The sequence below is a fragment of the Kitasatospora sp. NPDC093679 genome, assembly GCF_040683455.1.
Classification (GTDB): domain Bacteria; phylum Actinomycetota; class Actinomycetes; order Streptomycetales; family Streptomycetaceae; genus Kitasatospora; species Kitasatospora arboriphila.
This window is the reverse complement of record NZ_JBFBDW010000015.1, coordinates 96,796-112,419: the sequence shown is the minus strand read 5'-3', so window position 1 is coordinate 112,419 and position 15,624 is coordinate 96,796. Positions and strand designations below refer to the sequence as shown.

Annotated in this window: 14 protein-coding genes; 8 read left to right on the top strand and 6 right to left on the bottom strand. The window is 75.6% G+C overall.

All coding sequences use genetic code 11. The annotated features are described in order from the left end of the window. The first annotated feature begins 258 nt into the window (after nt 1-258). The gene (locus AB0O09_RS15700; protein WP_363542239.1) at nt 259-555 is read left to right on the top strand and encodes a hypothetical protein; all 297 of its coding nucleotides are present in this window, start codon (nt 259-261) and stop codon (nt 553-555) included. A gap of 18 nt (nt 556-573) precedes the next feature. On the opposite strand, the gene AB0O09_RS15695 is transcribed toward AB0O09_RS15700, so the two are convergent. Further along, complete coding sequence (locus tag AB0O09_RS15695; RefSeq protein WP_363542238.1) at nt 574-903, bottom strand: hypothetical protein; 330 nt, start codon at nt 901-903, stop codon at nt 574-576. Between the two features lie 423 nt (nt 904-1,326). After that, complete coding sequence (locus tag AB0O09_RS15690) at nt 1,327-2,148, bottom strand: MerR family transcriptional regulator (protein ID WP_363542237.1); 822 nt, start codon at nt 2,146-2,148, stop codon at nt 1,327-1,329. 948 nt (nt 2,149-3,096) lie between these two features. Between AB0O09_RS15690 and AB0O09_RS15685 the strand changes: the two genes are divergently transcribed. Next, nucleotides 3,097-3,801 (top strand): DUF4232 domain-containing protein, encoded by a 705-nt coding sequence (locus tag AB0O09_RS15685; protein WP_363542236.1) that lies wholly within the window; start codon nt 3,097-3,099, stop codon nt 3,799-3,801. Nucleotides 3,802-4,369: 568 nt separating this feature from the next. Further along, entirely contained in the window at nt 4,370-5,626 is a 1,257-nt protein-coding gene (locus tag AB0O09_RS15680; RefSeq protein WP_363542235.1) for an extracellular solute-binding protein, read from the top strand. Nucleotides 5,627-5,727: 101 nt separating this feature from the next. Here the strand turns inward: AB0O09_RS15680 and AB0O09_RS15675 are convergent, their stop codons facing one another. Further along, complete coding sequence (locus AB0O09_RS15675) at nt 5,728-6,150, bottom strand: hypothetical protein (protein ID WP_363542234.1); 423 nt, start codon at nt 6,148-6,150, stop codon at nt 5,728-5,730. A 315-nt stretch (nt 6,151-6,465) separates the two neighbouring features. Here AB0O09_RS15675 and AB0O09_RS15670 point away from each other — a divergent pair, with 315 nt between their 5' ends. Both AB0O09_RS15670 and AB0O09_RS15665 read left to right on the top strand, forming a co-directional pair. Further along, nucleotides 6,466-7,722, top strand: coding sequence for an extracellular solute-binding protein (locus tag AB0O09_RS15670; RefSeq protein WP_363542233.1), 1,257 nt, complete (start codon nt 6,466-6,468; stop codon nt 7,720-7,722). 160 nt (nt 7,723-7,882) lie between these two features. Next, nucleotides 7,883-10,246, top strand: coding sequence for an FUSC family protein (locus tag AB0O09_RS15665; protein WP_363542232.1), 2,364 nt, complete (start codon nt 7,883-7,885; stop codon nt 10,244-10,246). Here the strand turns inward: AB0O09_RS15665 and AB0O09_RS15660 are convergent. Beyond that, a complete protein-coding gene (locus tag AB0O09_RS15660; protein ID WP_363542231.1) occupies nt 10,170-11,774 on the bottom strand; it encodes an MFS transporter in 1,605 nt (534 codons plus the stop codon). The genes AB0O09_RS15665 and AB0O09_RS15660 overlap by 77 nt on opposite strands. Before the next feature lie 20 nt (nt 11,775-11,794). On the opposite strand from AB0O09_RS15660, the gene AB0O09_RS15655 reads away from it, so the two are divergent. After that, nucleotides 11,795-12,493, top strand: a complete 699-nt coding sequence (locus AB0O09_RS15655; protein ID WP_363542230.1) for a GNAT family N-acetyltransferase — start codon at nt 11,795-11,797, stop codon at nt 12,491-12,493. 21 nt (nt 12,494-12,514) lie between these two features. On the opposite strand, the gene AB0O09_RS15650 is transcribed toward AB0O09_RS15655, so the two are convergent. Then, on the bottom strand, nt 12,515-12,973 hold the full coding sequence (locus tag AB0O09_RS15650) for a hypothetical protein (RefSeq protein WP_363542228.1): 459 nt from the start codon (nt 12,971-12,973) through the stop codon (nt 12,515-12,517). A 279-nt stretch (nt 12,974-13,252) separates the two neighbouring features. Between AB0O09_RS15650 and AB0O09_RS15645 the strand changes: the two genes are divergently transcribed. Continuing rightward, the gene (locus AB0O09_RS15645; RefSeq protein WP_363542226.1) at nt 13,253-13,498 is read left to right on the top strand and encodes a chaplin; all 246 of its coding nucleotides are present in this window, start codon (nt 13,253-13,255) and stop codon (nt 13,496-13,498) included. A 637-nt stretch (nt 13,499-14,135) separates the two neighbouring features. Beyond that, nucleotides 14,136-14,660: a GNAT family protein gene (locus AB0O09_RS15640; protein WP_363542276.1), complete on the top strand. Its 525-nt coding sequence runs from the start codon at nt 14,136-14,138 to the stop codon at nt 14,658-14,660. 24 nt (nt 14,661-14,684) lie between these two features. Here the strand turns inward: AB0O09_RS15640 and AB0O09_RS15635 are convergent, their stop codons facing one another. Further along, a complete protein-coding gene (locus tag AB0O09_RS15635; RefSeq protein ID WP_363542224.1) occupies nt 14,685-15,461 on the bottom strand; it encodes a DUF2785 domain-containing protein in 777 nt (258 codons plus the stop codon). Nucleotides 15,462-15,624 lie beyond the last annotated feature (163 nt).

Genomic DNA, 15,624 nt, shown 5'->3' with positions numbered 1-15,624 from the left:
CGCGCGCCGGCGGTCTCGCCCTCGGCCGTCCCGCCGCGGGGTCCCGCGTCGGAGCTCCCCGTCGTCCACCGCGCCCGGCGCCATCGGCACCGTGCACCCGGTCCGCGCCCTCGGAGTCCGGTCGGCCGCCCACGGCGACGCCGTGCTCGCCGCCCAGGACCGCTTCGACCGTGACCGCTCCGACCGGTCCGGCCCGGGCGGCGGAGGCCACCAGGACGTCCGGCCTTAAGCTGTGCCGACCGACGAAGGGTGGTGGCCGTGCACAAGCAGTGGCCCGAAGGGCCGATGACCGAGCCCGCTGCGGTGCGGGTCCTGCGCGACCGCGAGGCCGTGCGCACCGACCCGCCCGCCGCCCACCTCGGTCTCGCCGTGGTCCTCGCCGCAGCCGTCGGCGCCGGCCTGCTCGCCGGACCGCCGGCCGCGGCCGCGGTCCTCGGCCTCGTCCTGGCCCTCTTCCTGACCGCTCTCGCCACCCTCGCCGCCCGCGGCCACCGCCGCCGCGAGCTGCTCCGTCGCAGCTACCTCCGCACCTTCGGCTGGGCGACCAGGCTCTGACCGCCGACCCACGGGTCCTCAGCTCCAGGTGTCGCCGGTCTCCAGCAGGACGGTGACGCCGTCCTGGGCGCTCTCCAGGGACAGGCAGAGCTCGTGGCGGTCGAGCAGCAGGCCGCGGGTGCGGCAGCCCCGCCACTCGCCCGGGTCGCCCGGGACGAGTGGCCAGCCGGTGGCGATCAGCCGGTCGTGCAGTCGGCGGGCCACCTCGTCACCGCTCTGGCCGGCGGTGCCCCGGACGTGCAGTCGGCGGTTGCAGTAGGTCGAGGAGCCGCCGCCGCAGCCCAGGTCCTCGTCGCCGGAGAGGGCCAGCCCGGTCGGCAGCGCGGGCAGTTCCGCCGCCGGGGGCACTTCGGCCGGGGCCCTCCCAGCCCCAGGGCGAAGGCCCCCAGCACGCTCACCGTCCCCACCAGCACGGCGCAGGCCGCCGTTGCCGCGGTGCCGGCCGCCCTGCGGGGCCCGGTGGTGCCCCGCCACGGCCGGTCGACCGCCAGGCCGGCCAGGAGGACCGCCGCGACGGCGATCCCGCCCGCCACCAGCGCGGTCAGCCGCAGCCCTGCCGGCGTCCACCGCTCCACCGCCGCGATCTGCAGACCCGCGCACGCCGCCAGTGGCGCCGCCACGGCCCACCGCACCCGGCCCGTTCCGGCGGCGAGCAGCCAGCACGCGAGTGGCACCAAGAAGATCATCAGCACGGTGGGCACTCTGCCCGATCGGGGGACGGCAGGGAAGGGCTCCCGTGCCGGGGCTCCCCCGGTGGGATGCGACCGGCCGTCAGGCCGGGGTCACCGGCGCCTGGAGTTCGGTGACCCAGTCGTTGCGGTCGGCCGGGCACTCCAGGGTGACTTCGCGGGGGTAGCCGGGCGCGTGGTGGCCGGTGGCGTCGATCCAGCGGACGAGGGTCTGGGCGGTGGGGAGGACGGTGTCCATCGGGCCGCGGTGGACGATGGTCGCAGCCCGTTCGAGGGGCGGCAGGTCGAGTACGGTGACCTCGCCGTCCTGCAGCGGGGCGGAGACCTCGACGGCCGCGTGGACGACGATCCGGCCGCCGCCCTCCGGGGCGTCCTCGTAGTGGGCGATGCCGGGGCCGGTGGGGGTGATCCCGGCGGCGGCCAGGCGCCGGAAGAGCTCGTCGTAGAGGGGGCCGATGACGGGCCCGATGTCCTCCGGCCCGTAACTCGCGGCGACGGCGGACAGTTCGGCCACCCGGACGGCCGGGACGTGCTTCAGGACGACGTCGTCAGTGGGCATGTGCCCCTCGCTCTCGATCGCTCGGAGCCTCGCCTCGACCTGGACCAGTCGCGCCGCAGCCGCGGTCACGGCGGCCTCGAGTTCGGCCCGCCGCAGCCGGAGCATGGCCCTCAGCTCCTCGGTGCCGACCTCCTCGTCCAGGATCGCCTGGACCTGCTGGAGGGTGAGACCGAGGTCCTTGAGCGCGATGACGCGGTTGAGGCGGGCGAGCTGCGCGGCCGTGTAGTGGCGGTAGCCGGTGACGGGGTCGACCCGGGCCGGGCGCAGCACGCCGATCGCGTCGTAGTGCCGCAGCATCCGGACCGAGACGCGGCCGTGCCGGGCGAAGTCTCCGATGGTGAACATGATGTCTCCGAGTGCACCGCCTGACACGGTGTGAGGGTCAAGGCGCCGCCCGGCCCGTGGTGACGGGGGCTTCCGGCGGGCTCAGCGGTCGCCGGTGAGGGCCCGGCGGACGAGCGGGGCGTCGGCCGCCGTCGTCTCGATCCAGACCGGCCGCCCGGGGAGGACTCGTAGCGGAGCACCGTCCGGGCCACCGCCGATGCCCACCGGTCGGGTTCGGCCGCGGTGGCCACGACGACCGGGCCGCCGGTCGTGATCTCCACCGGGGGCGCCGCCCTGCCGAAGTCGAAGCGGACGGTCGCGCCGCCCGGCTCGACGGTGAGCCGACCCGTGGAGGCGTCGTCCAGCAGCTCCAGCCGCGAGCGCAGCGCGAGCCGTCCGGGCACCCGGACGGTCGCGCCGCCGCCGAGCAGCGCACGGCGGCGCCCGGCACGGAGGCGGACGGCAGCGGGAACCACCCGGTCGCGCACCAGGTCCACCACGAGCCGCACCGGAACGTCCACGGTCGGCACCTCCTCTCCGAGCCGCCCACCGTAGGACACCGGCCCGGTGATCACGGCGGCGGGGCGGTGGTCCCTCATGGGCCGGATGACCGGTGCGTTCACCCTGCTCCCGGTCGGGGACCTGCTCGCCCCGTACGAGGGCGCCGTCCCAGGAGGCGGCGCGAGGGTGCTCGGGATCGTCGCGCCGTTCCGCACCTGAGGCGGGAGCCGACCGGTCGGTTCGTCGACGACCTTTCAGCTCGGGCCCGTCCGTGCGCGGTTCCGTGCGGAAGCGGTGATCGTTCCGTGCTGGATCGGAGCCCTCTCGGGGGTGTGGGATGTGTGCCGTGGCGGCAACCGGCCGTCCGCGGTGCGCGTCCTTCCGGGCGGTGGCGTCCGGCGGGCTCCGGCGGGCGCCGCGGGCCGGCGCCGTCCCGGTGGCCGGACCGACCGAACGAAAGGCCCTGTCGTGGACACTCGCCGTCGAGCTCTCGCCGTGCTGCTCGCCCTCGCCTCCCCGTTGGTGCTGGCCGGGTGCGACGGTGACGGCACCGGCACGGCCGGGGACGCCGTGGGGACGACCGCGGTCTCCGCCGCCCCCTCGGCCGCGGCCTCCGCTTCCGCCGCCACCGTCTCCGCCTCGCCCGGGAAGGGCGCCGGCACGGTCACGCCCTCGGCCAAGACCTCCGCGAAGCCCACCCCGACGGCCACCCCCGGCGGGGGCGGGGGAGAGGTGGAGCACTGCGTCAACCCGATGCTGGGCGTGACCGCCTCGACCTCCGACGGTGCCGCCGGCACCATGGTGCAGCGCTTCGTGCTCACCAACGTCTCCTCGGCGCCCTGTTCGCTGACGGGCCGGCCCACCCTCGCGCCGTACGCGCCCCCCGGCGCGCCGGCGCTGTCGGTGGCCGTGGGGGCGATCCCGGCCGGCTTCGGCGGGCTCGGCGGGAGCGGCGGCACGCTGGTGCTCGCTCCGGGCGGCACCGCCGCGTTCTTCCTCAAGTGGAGCAACGTGCCGACCGGTGACGCGCCCTGCCCGAAGGCGGCCGGCTTCGCCTTCCGTGCGCCGCTGGACCCGCTGGCGGACGCCGACAAGAAGGTGCCGTTCGCCTTCCAGCCGTGCGGTGGGTCGGTGCAGGTCTCCCAGGTGCTGCCGGCCTCCGTCACCTCCTGACACCGGCGCCCGTCGGAACACCGCGGCCCCCGGCCTGCCCGGAGCGCCCGGCGTGCCCCGGCACGTCCGCGCGCTGTGCCACGGCACGGGGGCTCCCGGGGCGCGTCGACGGTGGACGGCTCCGCCGCGAGGCCGGCCGAACGGGTGTGGACCACCGTGGCAGCGGCGGGCGGAGCCGGTCAAGACGTACCGCCGCGTAGCCTGCATCACATCCGCGACCGGCCGCAGCGCGCCCAAGGCCGTTCGCCCGGAGCATTTCTGACACCCCGTCGCATACCGACGGCCCGGCGTCCGCAGGGGCGGGCGCCGGGTTCGAGGCCGCTGCGGAGCGCATCGGGACGGTCACGAGGGGCAACGATTCGGTAACCGCGCTGGAGTCCGCGGTCGGGACTGGTCGAGACTTTCGCCCATTCGCCCGGCCGTCCCTGCACGTTTCGCCGCCCTCCTCGACCAGGAATGCGCGTGGCCGACCGGTTGTGGACTCCCCGCCGACACCCGGCGGGATTCCCGGGCGTCGCCCTGTCCCCGGCCCTGCCGCCCGTGCGGCACCACTCGAAGGCGATCCCCCATGGAACGACATCTGCCGCGCGCCTTAACCGCGGCGCTGGCCTGCTCCCTGACGCTCACCGCCTGTTCGGCGACGGGATTCGGATCCGGGGCGGCGGTCACCATCCGCATGGTCGCCGCCGATTACGGCGACAAGGACGCGAACAGTTCCCAGCACTACTGGAACAGGCTCGCCGCGGCCTTCACCGCCGCGAATCCCGATGTCCGGGTGGACGTCCGGGTGGTGAACTGGAACGACATCGACAAGCAGGTCAAGGAGATGATCCGCAGCGGCGACGTCCCCGACCTGCTGCAGACCGGCGGGTACGCCGACAAGGTCGCCGACGACCTGCTCTACAAGGCCTCCGACGTCCTGTCGATCGGCACCCAGGCGAATTTCCTGGACAGTTTCTCCAAGGCCGGACAGGTCGAGGGGATCCAGTACGGCATCCCGTTCGTCTCCTCGGCCCGCGCCTTCTTCTACAACAAGGCGATCTTCCGCCGGGCCGGCATCACCGAACCGCCGACCACCTGGGACGAACTGCGCAAGGACGCCCAGCGCATCAAGGACAAGGTGCCGGGAACCGTTCCGTACGCCCTTCCGCTCGGCCCGGAGGAGGCGCAGGCCGAAACGCTGATCTGGGAGCTCGGGAACGACGGCGGATTCACCGACCGGTCGGGCCGCTACGCACTGGACGCCCCGCAGAACGCCGAGACCTTCACCTGGCTGCGGAACGATCTCGTCACCCCCGGCCTCACCTATCCCGATCCGGCCCGCACCGACCGCCGGACGGCGTTCGCGGACTTCGCCGCCGGACGGGTGGCGATGCTCAACGGCCACCCGTCGCTCATCAAGCTCTCCGGGGACGGCGGGATCGACTACGGAATCGTCCCGATCCCCGGCCGGGCGGGCCCGCTGAAGTCCACGCTCGGCGTCGCGGACTGGATGATGGCCTTCAAGAAGTGGGGGCACCGCAAGGAGATCAAGAAGTTCCTCGACTTCGTGTACACCGGGGAGAACACGCTGGAGTTCGACGAGGCGTACAACCTGATGCCCGTCACCCACGACACCCTGCAGGAGATGACCACGGGCGGCCGGCACCGCGACCTCGAACCGTTCCTCGCGCTGCTCCCGCAGGCGACCTTCTACCCCCTGGGCGACACCGGCTGGGACGCGATCTCCGCCGAGATCAAGAAGAACGCCGGCCTGGCCCTGCGCAGACCCGAGGACGTCCTGGGCGACCTGCAGAAGCAGGCGCTGTCGACCGGGCGCCGGTAGGCCTCCGCGGGCGGCGCGCCCGGGGCGGGGACGGCGCAGGCCGCCCGGTCCGGGGTGCGGTCCCCGGGCCGGGCGGCCCCGAACGGGTCGGGGAGCGGGTCTCAGACGAGCTCGATCTCCTCGAACAGGTCGTTGTCGGTCGCCGCGCCGGACAGCCACGCGGTCGCGTAGGCCGTGCCCGGCTGCCATTCCGATACGCCCGCCACGTAGGGGGTCGCGGCGAGGCGCACGACCACGTCCTGCGGATCGCCGGTGCAGGTCACCATCGGCAGCTGCGGACCGGCGGCGTCCACCGAGCCGGTCACGCCCTGTATCGCGCGGACGAGCACGGCGCGGACGTCGCCGGCGGGGCAGGAGACCGAGACGGTGACGTCGACGGCGGCGCCGTCCTCGACGATCCGGCCGTCCACGATGCGGATGCTGCCCTCTCCGAGGGCGGAGGCCTGGGGAGCCGCGGCGGCGAGCGCACCGGTGGCGAGGACGGCCGCGAGGGCGGCCGTGCGGAGGGTCCGGGTCACGGACATGGGTCGATCCTTTTCATGATCGCGGAGACGGCCGCTCCGGGGAGGGGCGGCCCGCCGACCACCCTGGTCCGGGCCCCCACCGGCGGCAACTCAGGCCGCACACGTTCTCACCCAGCGTGACTGAACGGCGGAATCCGGGCGCCCGCACGGAAACGACGTGTGCGGACTCCCGTCGCCGGGCGCCCCGGCGATGCAAGGAGATTGGAAGCCGCTGTGAAAGTTGCTGAAAAGCGTTGCCAGGGCGGAGGGGCGTTGCTAACTTCTGCGCACGCCGGCTCGGCGGATGCCCCCACCCTCATCGACCCGGAGCGACGCGTGCGCAGAAGCCTCCCCCTCATCGCGGCCACGATCTGCCTGTCCCTCAGCCTGACCGCCTGCGGCTCGGGTTCGTTCTTCGGCTCCGCCTCCGGCGCGACCCCGAACGGGACACTGGTGATCTGGGCCGACGAGAAGCGCGCCGAGGCGCTCAGACCGTTCGCGGACGCCTTCGCCGCCGCCCACGGCGCCAAGGCCGAGATCGTCGCCGTCACCGAGAACCAGCAGGAGAGGTTCGTCGAGGCGTCCAAGGCCGGCACCGGCCCGGACGTCATGATCGGCGCGCACGACTGGATCGGGAACCTCGTGCTGAACGGCTACATCGACCCCGTCCTGGTGCTCGACAACAAGATGGAGGACTACCTGGACGTCGCCCGCAGGGCGGTGATGTACAACGGCGAGTTCTACGGCATCCCCTACGCCGTCGAGAGCCTGGTGCTGTTCCGCAACACCGCGCTCGTCCCCGACGCCCCCGCGACCTTCGACGACCTGGTGGCCACCGGGGAGGAGCTCAGGAAGGCCGGCAAGGTGTCCCAGGCGGTCGGATACACCGTCAGCCAGGCGGACGCGAAGTCCGGCGACACGTACCACATGTACCCGCTGTTCAGCTCCGCCGGCGGCTACCTGTTCGGCGACGACGGGCGGGGCAACCCCAACCCGGCCGACCTCGGGGTCGGGCACCCCTCCTCGGTCGCCGCCATCGAGAAGATCGCGTCGCTGGGGGAGAAGGGGAAGGGGGTGCTGCGCCGCTCCTACACCTCCGACAGCACCGCCGCCGCCTTCACCTCCGGGAAGACGCCCTTCCTGGTGTCCGGCCCGTGGCGGCTGGCGGACGTGCGGGCCGCCGGGACCAAGTACGCCGTCTCCCCAGTGCCCGGCTTCGAGGGCAACGGCCCCGCCCGGTCGTTCGTCGGCGTCCAGTCGTTCTTCGTCGCCAGCAAGGGCGCGCACAAGGAGCTCGCCCAGAAGTTCGTCCTCTCCACGCTCGGCTCCGTCGAACTCGCCGACGCCCTGTACAAGGCCGAGCCCCGCATGCCGGCCCTCAAGGAGGCCCTCGCCCACGCGCGCGCCGCCGACCCCGACCTCGCCGCGTTCGAGCAGGCCGCGAAGACCGGTGTGCCGCTGCCGTCGCTCCCTCAGATGTCCGCCGTCTGGGGACCGTTCAACGCCCTGCTCTACTCGGCGGTCAAGGGCGATCCGGTGGAGCCGGCCGTCGCCACGGCCGACCGGGCGATCCGGGCCCAGCTGCCCAGGTGACGCACGCCCCTGCGGAGCCGGCCGGGCGGTCCTAGCCTGGTGGGGCGGGCGGCCGCCGACGGCCGACGGGCCGCGGCCCGCCCCGGCCGCACGCCCGCGGGCCCACCGCCCGGCCGGGTGCGGCGGCCCCGGGGACACCGACAGGGACAACGGGGTGCCGATGAGCCGGACGCGCGCACTGCTCGACCGGCTCCGTGCCCGCGACCCCGGCCTGCGGATCGCGCACCGCGCCGTCCGGGTCACCCTGGTCGCCTGCACCGGCTTCTACACCTTCCGGTACGGCCTCGACCGGCCGACCGCCGCGACCTACGCCCTCTTCGGGGCGATCTCGCTCGGCCTGCTCTCCCGGATCGGCGGCGGCGCCCGCGCCCGGGCCCGCACCCTGCTCCACACGCTGCCCGCGGCCTACCTGCTGATCACCCTCGGCACCCTGCTCGCCGTGCGCCCCTGGGCGGCCGCCCTCGGCATGCTCGGCATCGGGTTCGCCGTCGCCTACAGCTCGGTCGGCGGGCCGCGGCTGGTCGGCCTCGCCAACGGCCTGCAGCTCCTCTACATCCTCCCGTGCTTCCCGCCGTACCGGCCGGAGGACCTGCCGCTGCGGCTGATCGGCGTCACCGCCGGGATCGTGCTGCTCGCCGCCGCCGAGCGGCTGCTGTGGCCGGTGCCGCCGCCGGTCGACTACCGCGACCGGCTCGCCCGCGCCGCCGCCGCGGTCGCCGACCTCGCCGACCGCACCGCGGCCGCCGTCACGGCACCCCCCGGCCGTCCGGTGGAGGACCGCGCCCCGCCGGGCGCCGCGGACGGCCGTCCCGACCCGGCCGCCGCGGCGATGGACGACCTGAGGTTCTCCCGGATCCCCCTGATGGAACGTCCGGCCTCGGCGAGCGCCGCCGACCGCGCCCTCTCGCACGCGGCCACCGCCCTGCGCCACACCCGCGCACAGCTGCTGCGGATCGGCCGGGTCAACGACCTGGCCGGCCCGCTGCCGCAGGCCGCCGCGCTGGTCGGGGCCGCGGCGCGGGCCGTCCGCGCCGCGGGCGAGGGCGTCCGGGACGGCGGGCCGGTGCCCGGCACCGACCCGATCGAGACCGCCATCGCCGACTTCGAGACCGTCCGGACCACACCGTTCCACCCCGACGGCGGCCACCGCCCCGGCCCCGCCCCGGCCGCCGGTTCCGGCCGGATCGGGCCGTACCGCACCACCGACCCGGCGGAGGCGGCGACCGCCGCCCGGCTCGGCCTCGGCAGCATCGCCCTGGAGGCCGCCGAAGGGGCCCGCTTCCTCACCCTCGCCGTGCGGATCAGCCGGCGCGCACCGCTGCCCCCGGACCCGACACCGCCCGCCGAGCGGCCGGGCCCGTTCTGGTACGGCCACGAGCCGGCCCTCCGGCTCTGGTGGGCACGGTTCCTGGCCAACCTGACCCCACGCTCGGTGTACTTCCAGAACGCCGTCCGCACCGCCGTCGCCCTCGCCGCGGCCCGCCTGGTCGTCGGCGGCCTGGACCTCACCCACGGCTTCTGGGTCCTGCTCGCGACCCTCACCCTGATGCGGACCACCGCCGCCGACACCGGCATGGCCCTGCGGCCCGCGCTCACCGGCACGCTCTGCGGGGCGGCCGCCACCGCGGCGATGCTGATGCTGGTCGGCGACCGGCCGCTGTTCTACGCCGTCGCCCTGCCCGTCACCATGCTCACCGCGTTCACCGTGGGACCGGTCCTCGGCCTGGCCTGGGCCCAGGGCACCTTCACCGTCGTGGTGGCCATGGTCTTCGCCCAGCTCGCGCCCGCCAGCTGGAAACTCGCCGAGGCGCGGCTGCTCGACGTGGCCACCGGCGCCGCCGTCGGCATCCTCACCGGGCTGTGCGCCTGGCCGCTCGGCGGCGGCCGCGAACTGCGCCGACGCGCGGCCGAACTGCTCGCCGACAGCGCCGCCGCGCTCCACGAGACCGTCGCCGTGCTGACCGGCGGACCCGCCGCGGGCCGGGCGGTGCGCCGGGCCCGCCGCTCCGCCGTCCTCGCCGAGGCGACCTACGCCCAGTTCCGCTCCGAGCACCACACGGCACCGCCGGGCGCCCCGGACTGGCAGGCGGCGCTGCTGACCGGCCAGCACACCGTCCGCGGTGCCGAGCAACTGCTCGCCAGGATCGCCCCGCACTCCCTCTCCGGCTGGCCGGACACCGCCGGCGCCCTCGTCCGCGACGCCGACACCGCGGCCGCCGCCTTCCGCCACGAGGGCGCCGCGCTGCTCGCCGGCCCGGACACGCCCGTCCCGCCGGACCCGCTGCTCGCCGAGGCGCGCGCCGCGCTGCTCGACGAACGCGTCATGGCGGCCCGCCTGCCGCCGGACCCGGCGGCGCTGCACGCCGTCGACACCGCCGTCTGGCTGGTCGGCCTGGTCGACGACCTGGCGGCGGTGCCCGCCGCGAAGGCCCCGGCCGACGGGACGGTCAGCCCTCCCGCTCCGGCTCCCGGCCGGCCGGACGCGCCCCCGGACGGGACCGGTCCGCCCCGCCCTCCGCGGTGATCCGGGTGCCGGGGTGCCACAGCGCGCAGAGGAACGCCACGGCCAGCGCCGCCGCCATCCCGTACAGCACCGGCCGGTTCGCCGCCGCGAAGTCCGCCCGCAGCGAGGCCAGCAGACCGGCGTCCACACCGCTCGCCGCGGACCCGCCGGTGCTCGGCCCGGTGAGGCTCTTGGTGATCTGCTCGGCCGTGTCGCGCGCCGCCTGCGGCGGCAGCCCGCGCTGCTCCAGCGTGTCGGTGATCCGGTTGGCCGCGGTGTGCAGCAGGACGGTCCCGAGCACCGCGAGACTCACGCTCGCCGAGTAGTTCCGGACGGTCTGGGTGATCCCGGTGACCTCCCCGTACGAGCGGCCGATCGCCCGGTTCACCGCGTCCGTGGACGCCGGCGTCAGCAGCAGGCCGATCCCGGCGCCGGCGAGGACGATCCACACCCACTGCGCCCCCAACGACAGATCGGTGATCTTCGCCGCCCAGCCGGCGAACCCGACCGCGCCGACCACCGTGCCCAGCAGCATCGCCGGCCGGGCCCCGCGCTGGTCCAGGATCCGGCCGCCGACCTGCGAGGCCGGGCCGAACCCGGCGAAGAACACCAGCAGGTACAGGCCCGCCTCGTTCGCCGAGTAGCCGAGCGCGACCTGCGCGTACACCGAGGCGAAGAAGAACACCGGGACGAAGGACATCATCGCGAAGAAGAGCACCGCGTTGTCCGCCGAGAACGCCCGGTCGGCGAAGACCTGCATGGTGATCAGCGGGTCCCGGCTGCGCAGCTCCGCCAGCACGAACAGCACCAGCACCGCGAGTCCGCCGACGATGCACCCCCAGGTCGCGGCGCTGCCCCAGCCCCACACCGCGGCCTGCTGCAGGCCGAGCACGCTCAGGCCCATGCCGGCCGCGACCAGCACCGCGCCGGGCCAGTCGATCGGCTCCGGGCGCGGCGTGTTCCGGATCCGGGCCAGGAAGGTCAGCACCAGGGCGACCACCGCCACCGGCACGTTGACCCAGAAGATCGCCCGCCAGGTCCAGCTGGTCAGCCAGCCGCCGAGGATCGGGCCGATCGCGGTCAGGCCGCCCGCGACGGCGAAGAACAGCGCCAGCGCCCGGCCGCGCCGCTCGACCGGGAACACCTCGACCACCACCGCCAGCGCGGCCGGGAACATCAGCGCCGCACCGAGCCCCTGCACCGCGCGGAAGGAGATCAGCCAGGCCTCGGCCGCGCCGCCGGTCGGCACCGCCCCGCAGAGCGCCGACGCCGCCACGAACACCACCGTGCCGACCAGCATCACCCGCTTGTGCCCGAGGATGTCCGAGACCCGGCCGCCCAGCGCGAAGAACGCCGCCAGCGCCAGCAGGTAGGCGTTGACCACCCACTGCATCGCACCGGCGGAGAGCCCGAGTTCGCGGATGATGCTCGGCGCGGCGATCGACACGATGGTCTGGTCGATGAAGGTCATCGAGACGGCGAACAGCATGCCCGCCAGGGCCAGCCGCTCGCTGGTGCCGCCGTCCCGTCCGCCACTGCCGGCAGCCATGCCGCTCTCCTTTCGTCCCGGTGCCGTCCCGGTGCCGCCCCGGTCCCGTCCCGCTCCCGCTCCGGCGGCCGTTTCGCACGACACTGCCCGTCCCGCGGCCCGGGCGCGCGCTGCGCCGCGGCGAAGTCATCCGCTCGGCGGACGCCCGCAGCCCCGCCCGCCGCCGCGGGCGGGGACGGCAGAATGGGCGCATGCGCATCCGAGCCGCCCGCCTTGAGGACGTCCCCGTGCTGCAGGAGATCGAGCGGGCGGCGGGGGAGGTGTTCCGCGAGGTCGGCATGCCGGAGATCGCCGCGGACGAGCCCTTCTCCGACGAGGAGTTCGAGCCCTTCCTGGCGGCCGGCCTGGCCTGGGTCGCCGCGGACGGCGGCGACCGCCCGGTGGCGTACCTGCTCGCCGAGCGCGTCGACGGCGACCTGCACGTCGAACAGGTGTCGGTGCACCCCGGCAGTGCCCGGCAGGGCCTCGGCCGGGCATTGATCGACCGGGCCGCCCGCCGCGCCGCCGACGAGGGGCTGCCCGCGCTGACCCTCACCACCTTCGCCGAGGTGCCGTGGAACGCCCCCTACTACGCCCGCTGCGGCTTCACCGTCCTCGACGGGCCGCAGATCGGACCGCAACTGCGCGCCGTCCGGGAGCGCGAGGCCGCCCACGGACTCGACCGGTGGCCGCGGGTCTGCATGCGGCGCGCCGTCCGGCCGCAGGACGGAGCGCCGTAACGACCGGCCGCGCCCCCGCCCTCAGGCCCCCGCGGGCGTCCGGCGGGCCGCGCGCTCCTCCAGGGCGCCGGCCGCGATCCCGCACGCCGCGGCGGCCAGCCCGAGCACCGCCGCCGCCGGATTGACCCAGCCGGGCACCGAGCCGTTGCGGTACGAGCCGCCGTCCGCCAGACGGCACTCGAACCGGACCGGGACGAACCCTGCCTCCCAGTCCACGACCTGCATCCAGCGCTCCCGCGGGCCGGTGCGGCACGGGTGCGGCGGGGCGGAGTCCGTACCGCCGCTGCCCGCGTCCAGCGCATCCAGCCCGACCGGCCCCAGCCCGCAGACGTACACCGCCACCGCACCCGCCGCGGCGACCAGCGCCAGCCCGCGCAGCGGCCTCCCCTTCCGCCCCAGTAGCGCGGCCGTGCCCACCGCCGCGAGCGTGAGCGCGGCAACCGACCCCGCCAGGGACACGAACAGCAGCACCAGACCCATGACAAGCCCCCTGACCGCGGCACCCGCCGACCCTGCTCCGGGCCGCCCGTCCGCCGACACACCGTCGGGGAGACTACCGGGCACGCCGTCCGCGGCCGTCCGGGCCGTGCCCGTTCCCCCGCACCGCTCAACGGACGGCCGGACCGCTGCGCCGATCGGGTGGACTGTCGTGGCCGGGCCAACCCCGGAGGCCGTTCGTGCCGAAAAGGTGATGACGGCCGTTCGTCGATCGCGCGGCCGACGCGTCATCAGAACAGCTCGACACGACAGGAGTCCACCATGACCGCACTGCGCACCGCCCTGGCCCTCGCAGCCGCCGCCGGCACCCTCGTCCTCGGCGCGGCTGCCGGCCCGGCCTCGGCGAGCGCCGGGGCCGAGGGCCTGGCCACCAACTCGCCCGGTGTGCTGTCCGGCAACGTCATCCAGGTCCCGGTCCACATCCCGGTGAACGTCTGCGGCAACTCGATCGGCGTCGTCAGCATCCTCAACCCGGCGACCGGCAACGCCTGCTCCAACGTCGGCTGACACCCGGCACCGCAGACCTGCCGGCCCCGGGCCCCGCCGTCACACCGCCACGGCCCGGGGCCGGCAGCCCCAGCGCACCGGTTGTCCGAGCCCTCCGGCATGCTGACCCGTGCTGATCCGCCGGTTCGGCGGTTCGGCGGCCACCCCGACCGGTGCCCCGACTGCACGGCCGCGCCCCTGTCGTCGACGCGCGGTGGCCCGGGGACCGCCGCGACGGCTTACGGGCGAGCGTCCCGGCCGGGAGCGAGTAGGGCCGCACCGTCACGGTCGAGCCGTCGGCCTCGACGTACGCCGGGCGAGACGGGCCGCGCCTGCCCCCGCTGCCGCACCCCGCGAGCAGCAGCACCGCCGCCACCGCACTCCACATCGCGCCCCACCGTGCACACCGTCTCCGTCCGGTCGTCGCCCACCCCTCCCACGCCCCGGGACCGTCCGGCCCCGGCGACTCCCCGCATCCGGCGTGCGCGCGGCGTGGCAGCGATCGCGGCCCTCCGAACCGGCTCGGGTCAATCGCTGCGCAGGCGCGGGGCGGTGTGCCTCCGGGCGGCGGGCGGAGTGCGGCGGGCGGACGTCCGGAGGCACCGCCTACGCTGTCCGGGTGATCACCTTCTCCGCGCCGGTCGCCGGCGACGTCCTGATGCGGCCCGCCGTCCCGGAGGACGCCGAGGCGCTGAGCCGCGCGATGATCCGCAACCGGGAGCACATGCGCCCCTGGGACCCGCCCCGCGACGAGCACTGGTACACCGTGGCCGGCCAGCGCGCCCGGCTGCACGACCAGCTCGTCCAGGCCGAGACCGGCCGGCTCGCCCCCTGGGTGCTGGCGAGCGGCGAGGAGATCGTCGGCGGCGTCACCCTGTCGAACATCGTCCGGCTGCACCTGTGCAGCGCCAACCTGGGCTATTGGGTGGACGCCGCCCAGGCCGGCCGCGGCCTGGCCTCCGCCGCCACGCTGCTCGCCTGCCGCGCCGCGGACGCCGAGCTCGGCCTGCACCGTCTGGAGGCCGGCGCGGCCGCCGCCAACCTCGCCTCGCAGCGGGTGCTGGAGAAGTGCGGCTTCGAACGGATCGGCACGGCCCGCGGCCTGCTCTTCCTCGACGGCGCCTGGCGCGACCACGTGCTGTTCCAGAAGCTCCTCCACGACCGCCCGCTGCCGACCGCCTGAGGCCCGCCCGACCGCGGCGGCCGGTCAGCCCGCGTACGGGGACGGCAGCGCGAGGGTCGCGGCGACCGCCTCGGCGACGGCCCCGGCGTGGGTGAGCGGGACGGCGGCGGCCTCCGGGGCGGGCCGGACGCCGCGGACGGCGAGCAGGTGGAGCACCCGCAGCGTCCGCATGGTGTTGGAGGCGTGGGCCGGGACGGGGCCGGGCTGGCCGGCGGCGAAGTCGGCGGCGACGGGGGCCAGCCAGTCGACGGACTGGCACTCGGTCAGTTCCGGGCGGGTCAGGGTGAGAGCGATCGCGAGGCCCAGCCGGTCGTCCTCCATGGCGTCGAAGAGGTGCTCGGTAGGGGCGATCAGCCGGGCGCAGGCCAGGTCCAGCAGGTCGGCGGGCTCGGTGTGCGGGCTGCGGCCGAGGGCGCCGAGCAGGTCGGCGCCGTGCGCGACCGCGTGCAGCCAGCCGAGTTCGGGATCGTGGCCGCGCAGGTCGGGTTCGGTGCGGTACCAGGTGTCGAAGGCGCACTGCCAGGCCGGGTCGTGGTCGCCCAGGCGGACGAGCCGGGCGAGGACGAGCGGGGCGAAGGTGCGGGCCTGGATCTCCGGGTCGGTGAAGCGGTCCGCCATCTCGTCGCCGAGGCGGTGGCGTTCTGCGTCGGGCAGCCGCGGTATCCAGCGGTGCAGCAGGACGTAGGCCTGTTCGTCGCGGATCGTTGGGTCGGGTGAGCGCAGGTCGGCGCTGAGCGCGGCGACCAGCTCCGGTTTGGGCCGGAGGGTGTCGTCGTCGAGGAAGGGCCGCCACCTGGTCACCCGGCCGATGCTAGGGGAGGAGGGCGGGGCTCCGGACCCGCCGATCGGCGGGTCGCCCGGCCCCCGCACCGCCGGCCGCCGCGCCCACCGCCCGTTCTGGGCCGAGCGGATGACGGGCCGTCGACGGTCCGGTCGGCCGGGGTGTCCTGCGGGCGGGCGGCGG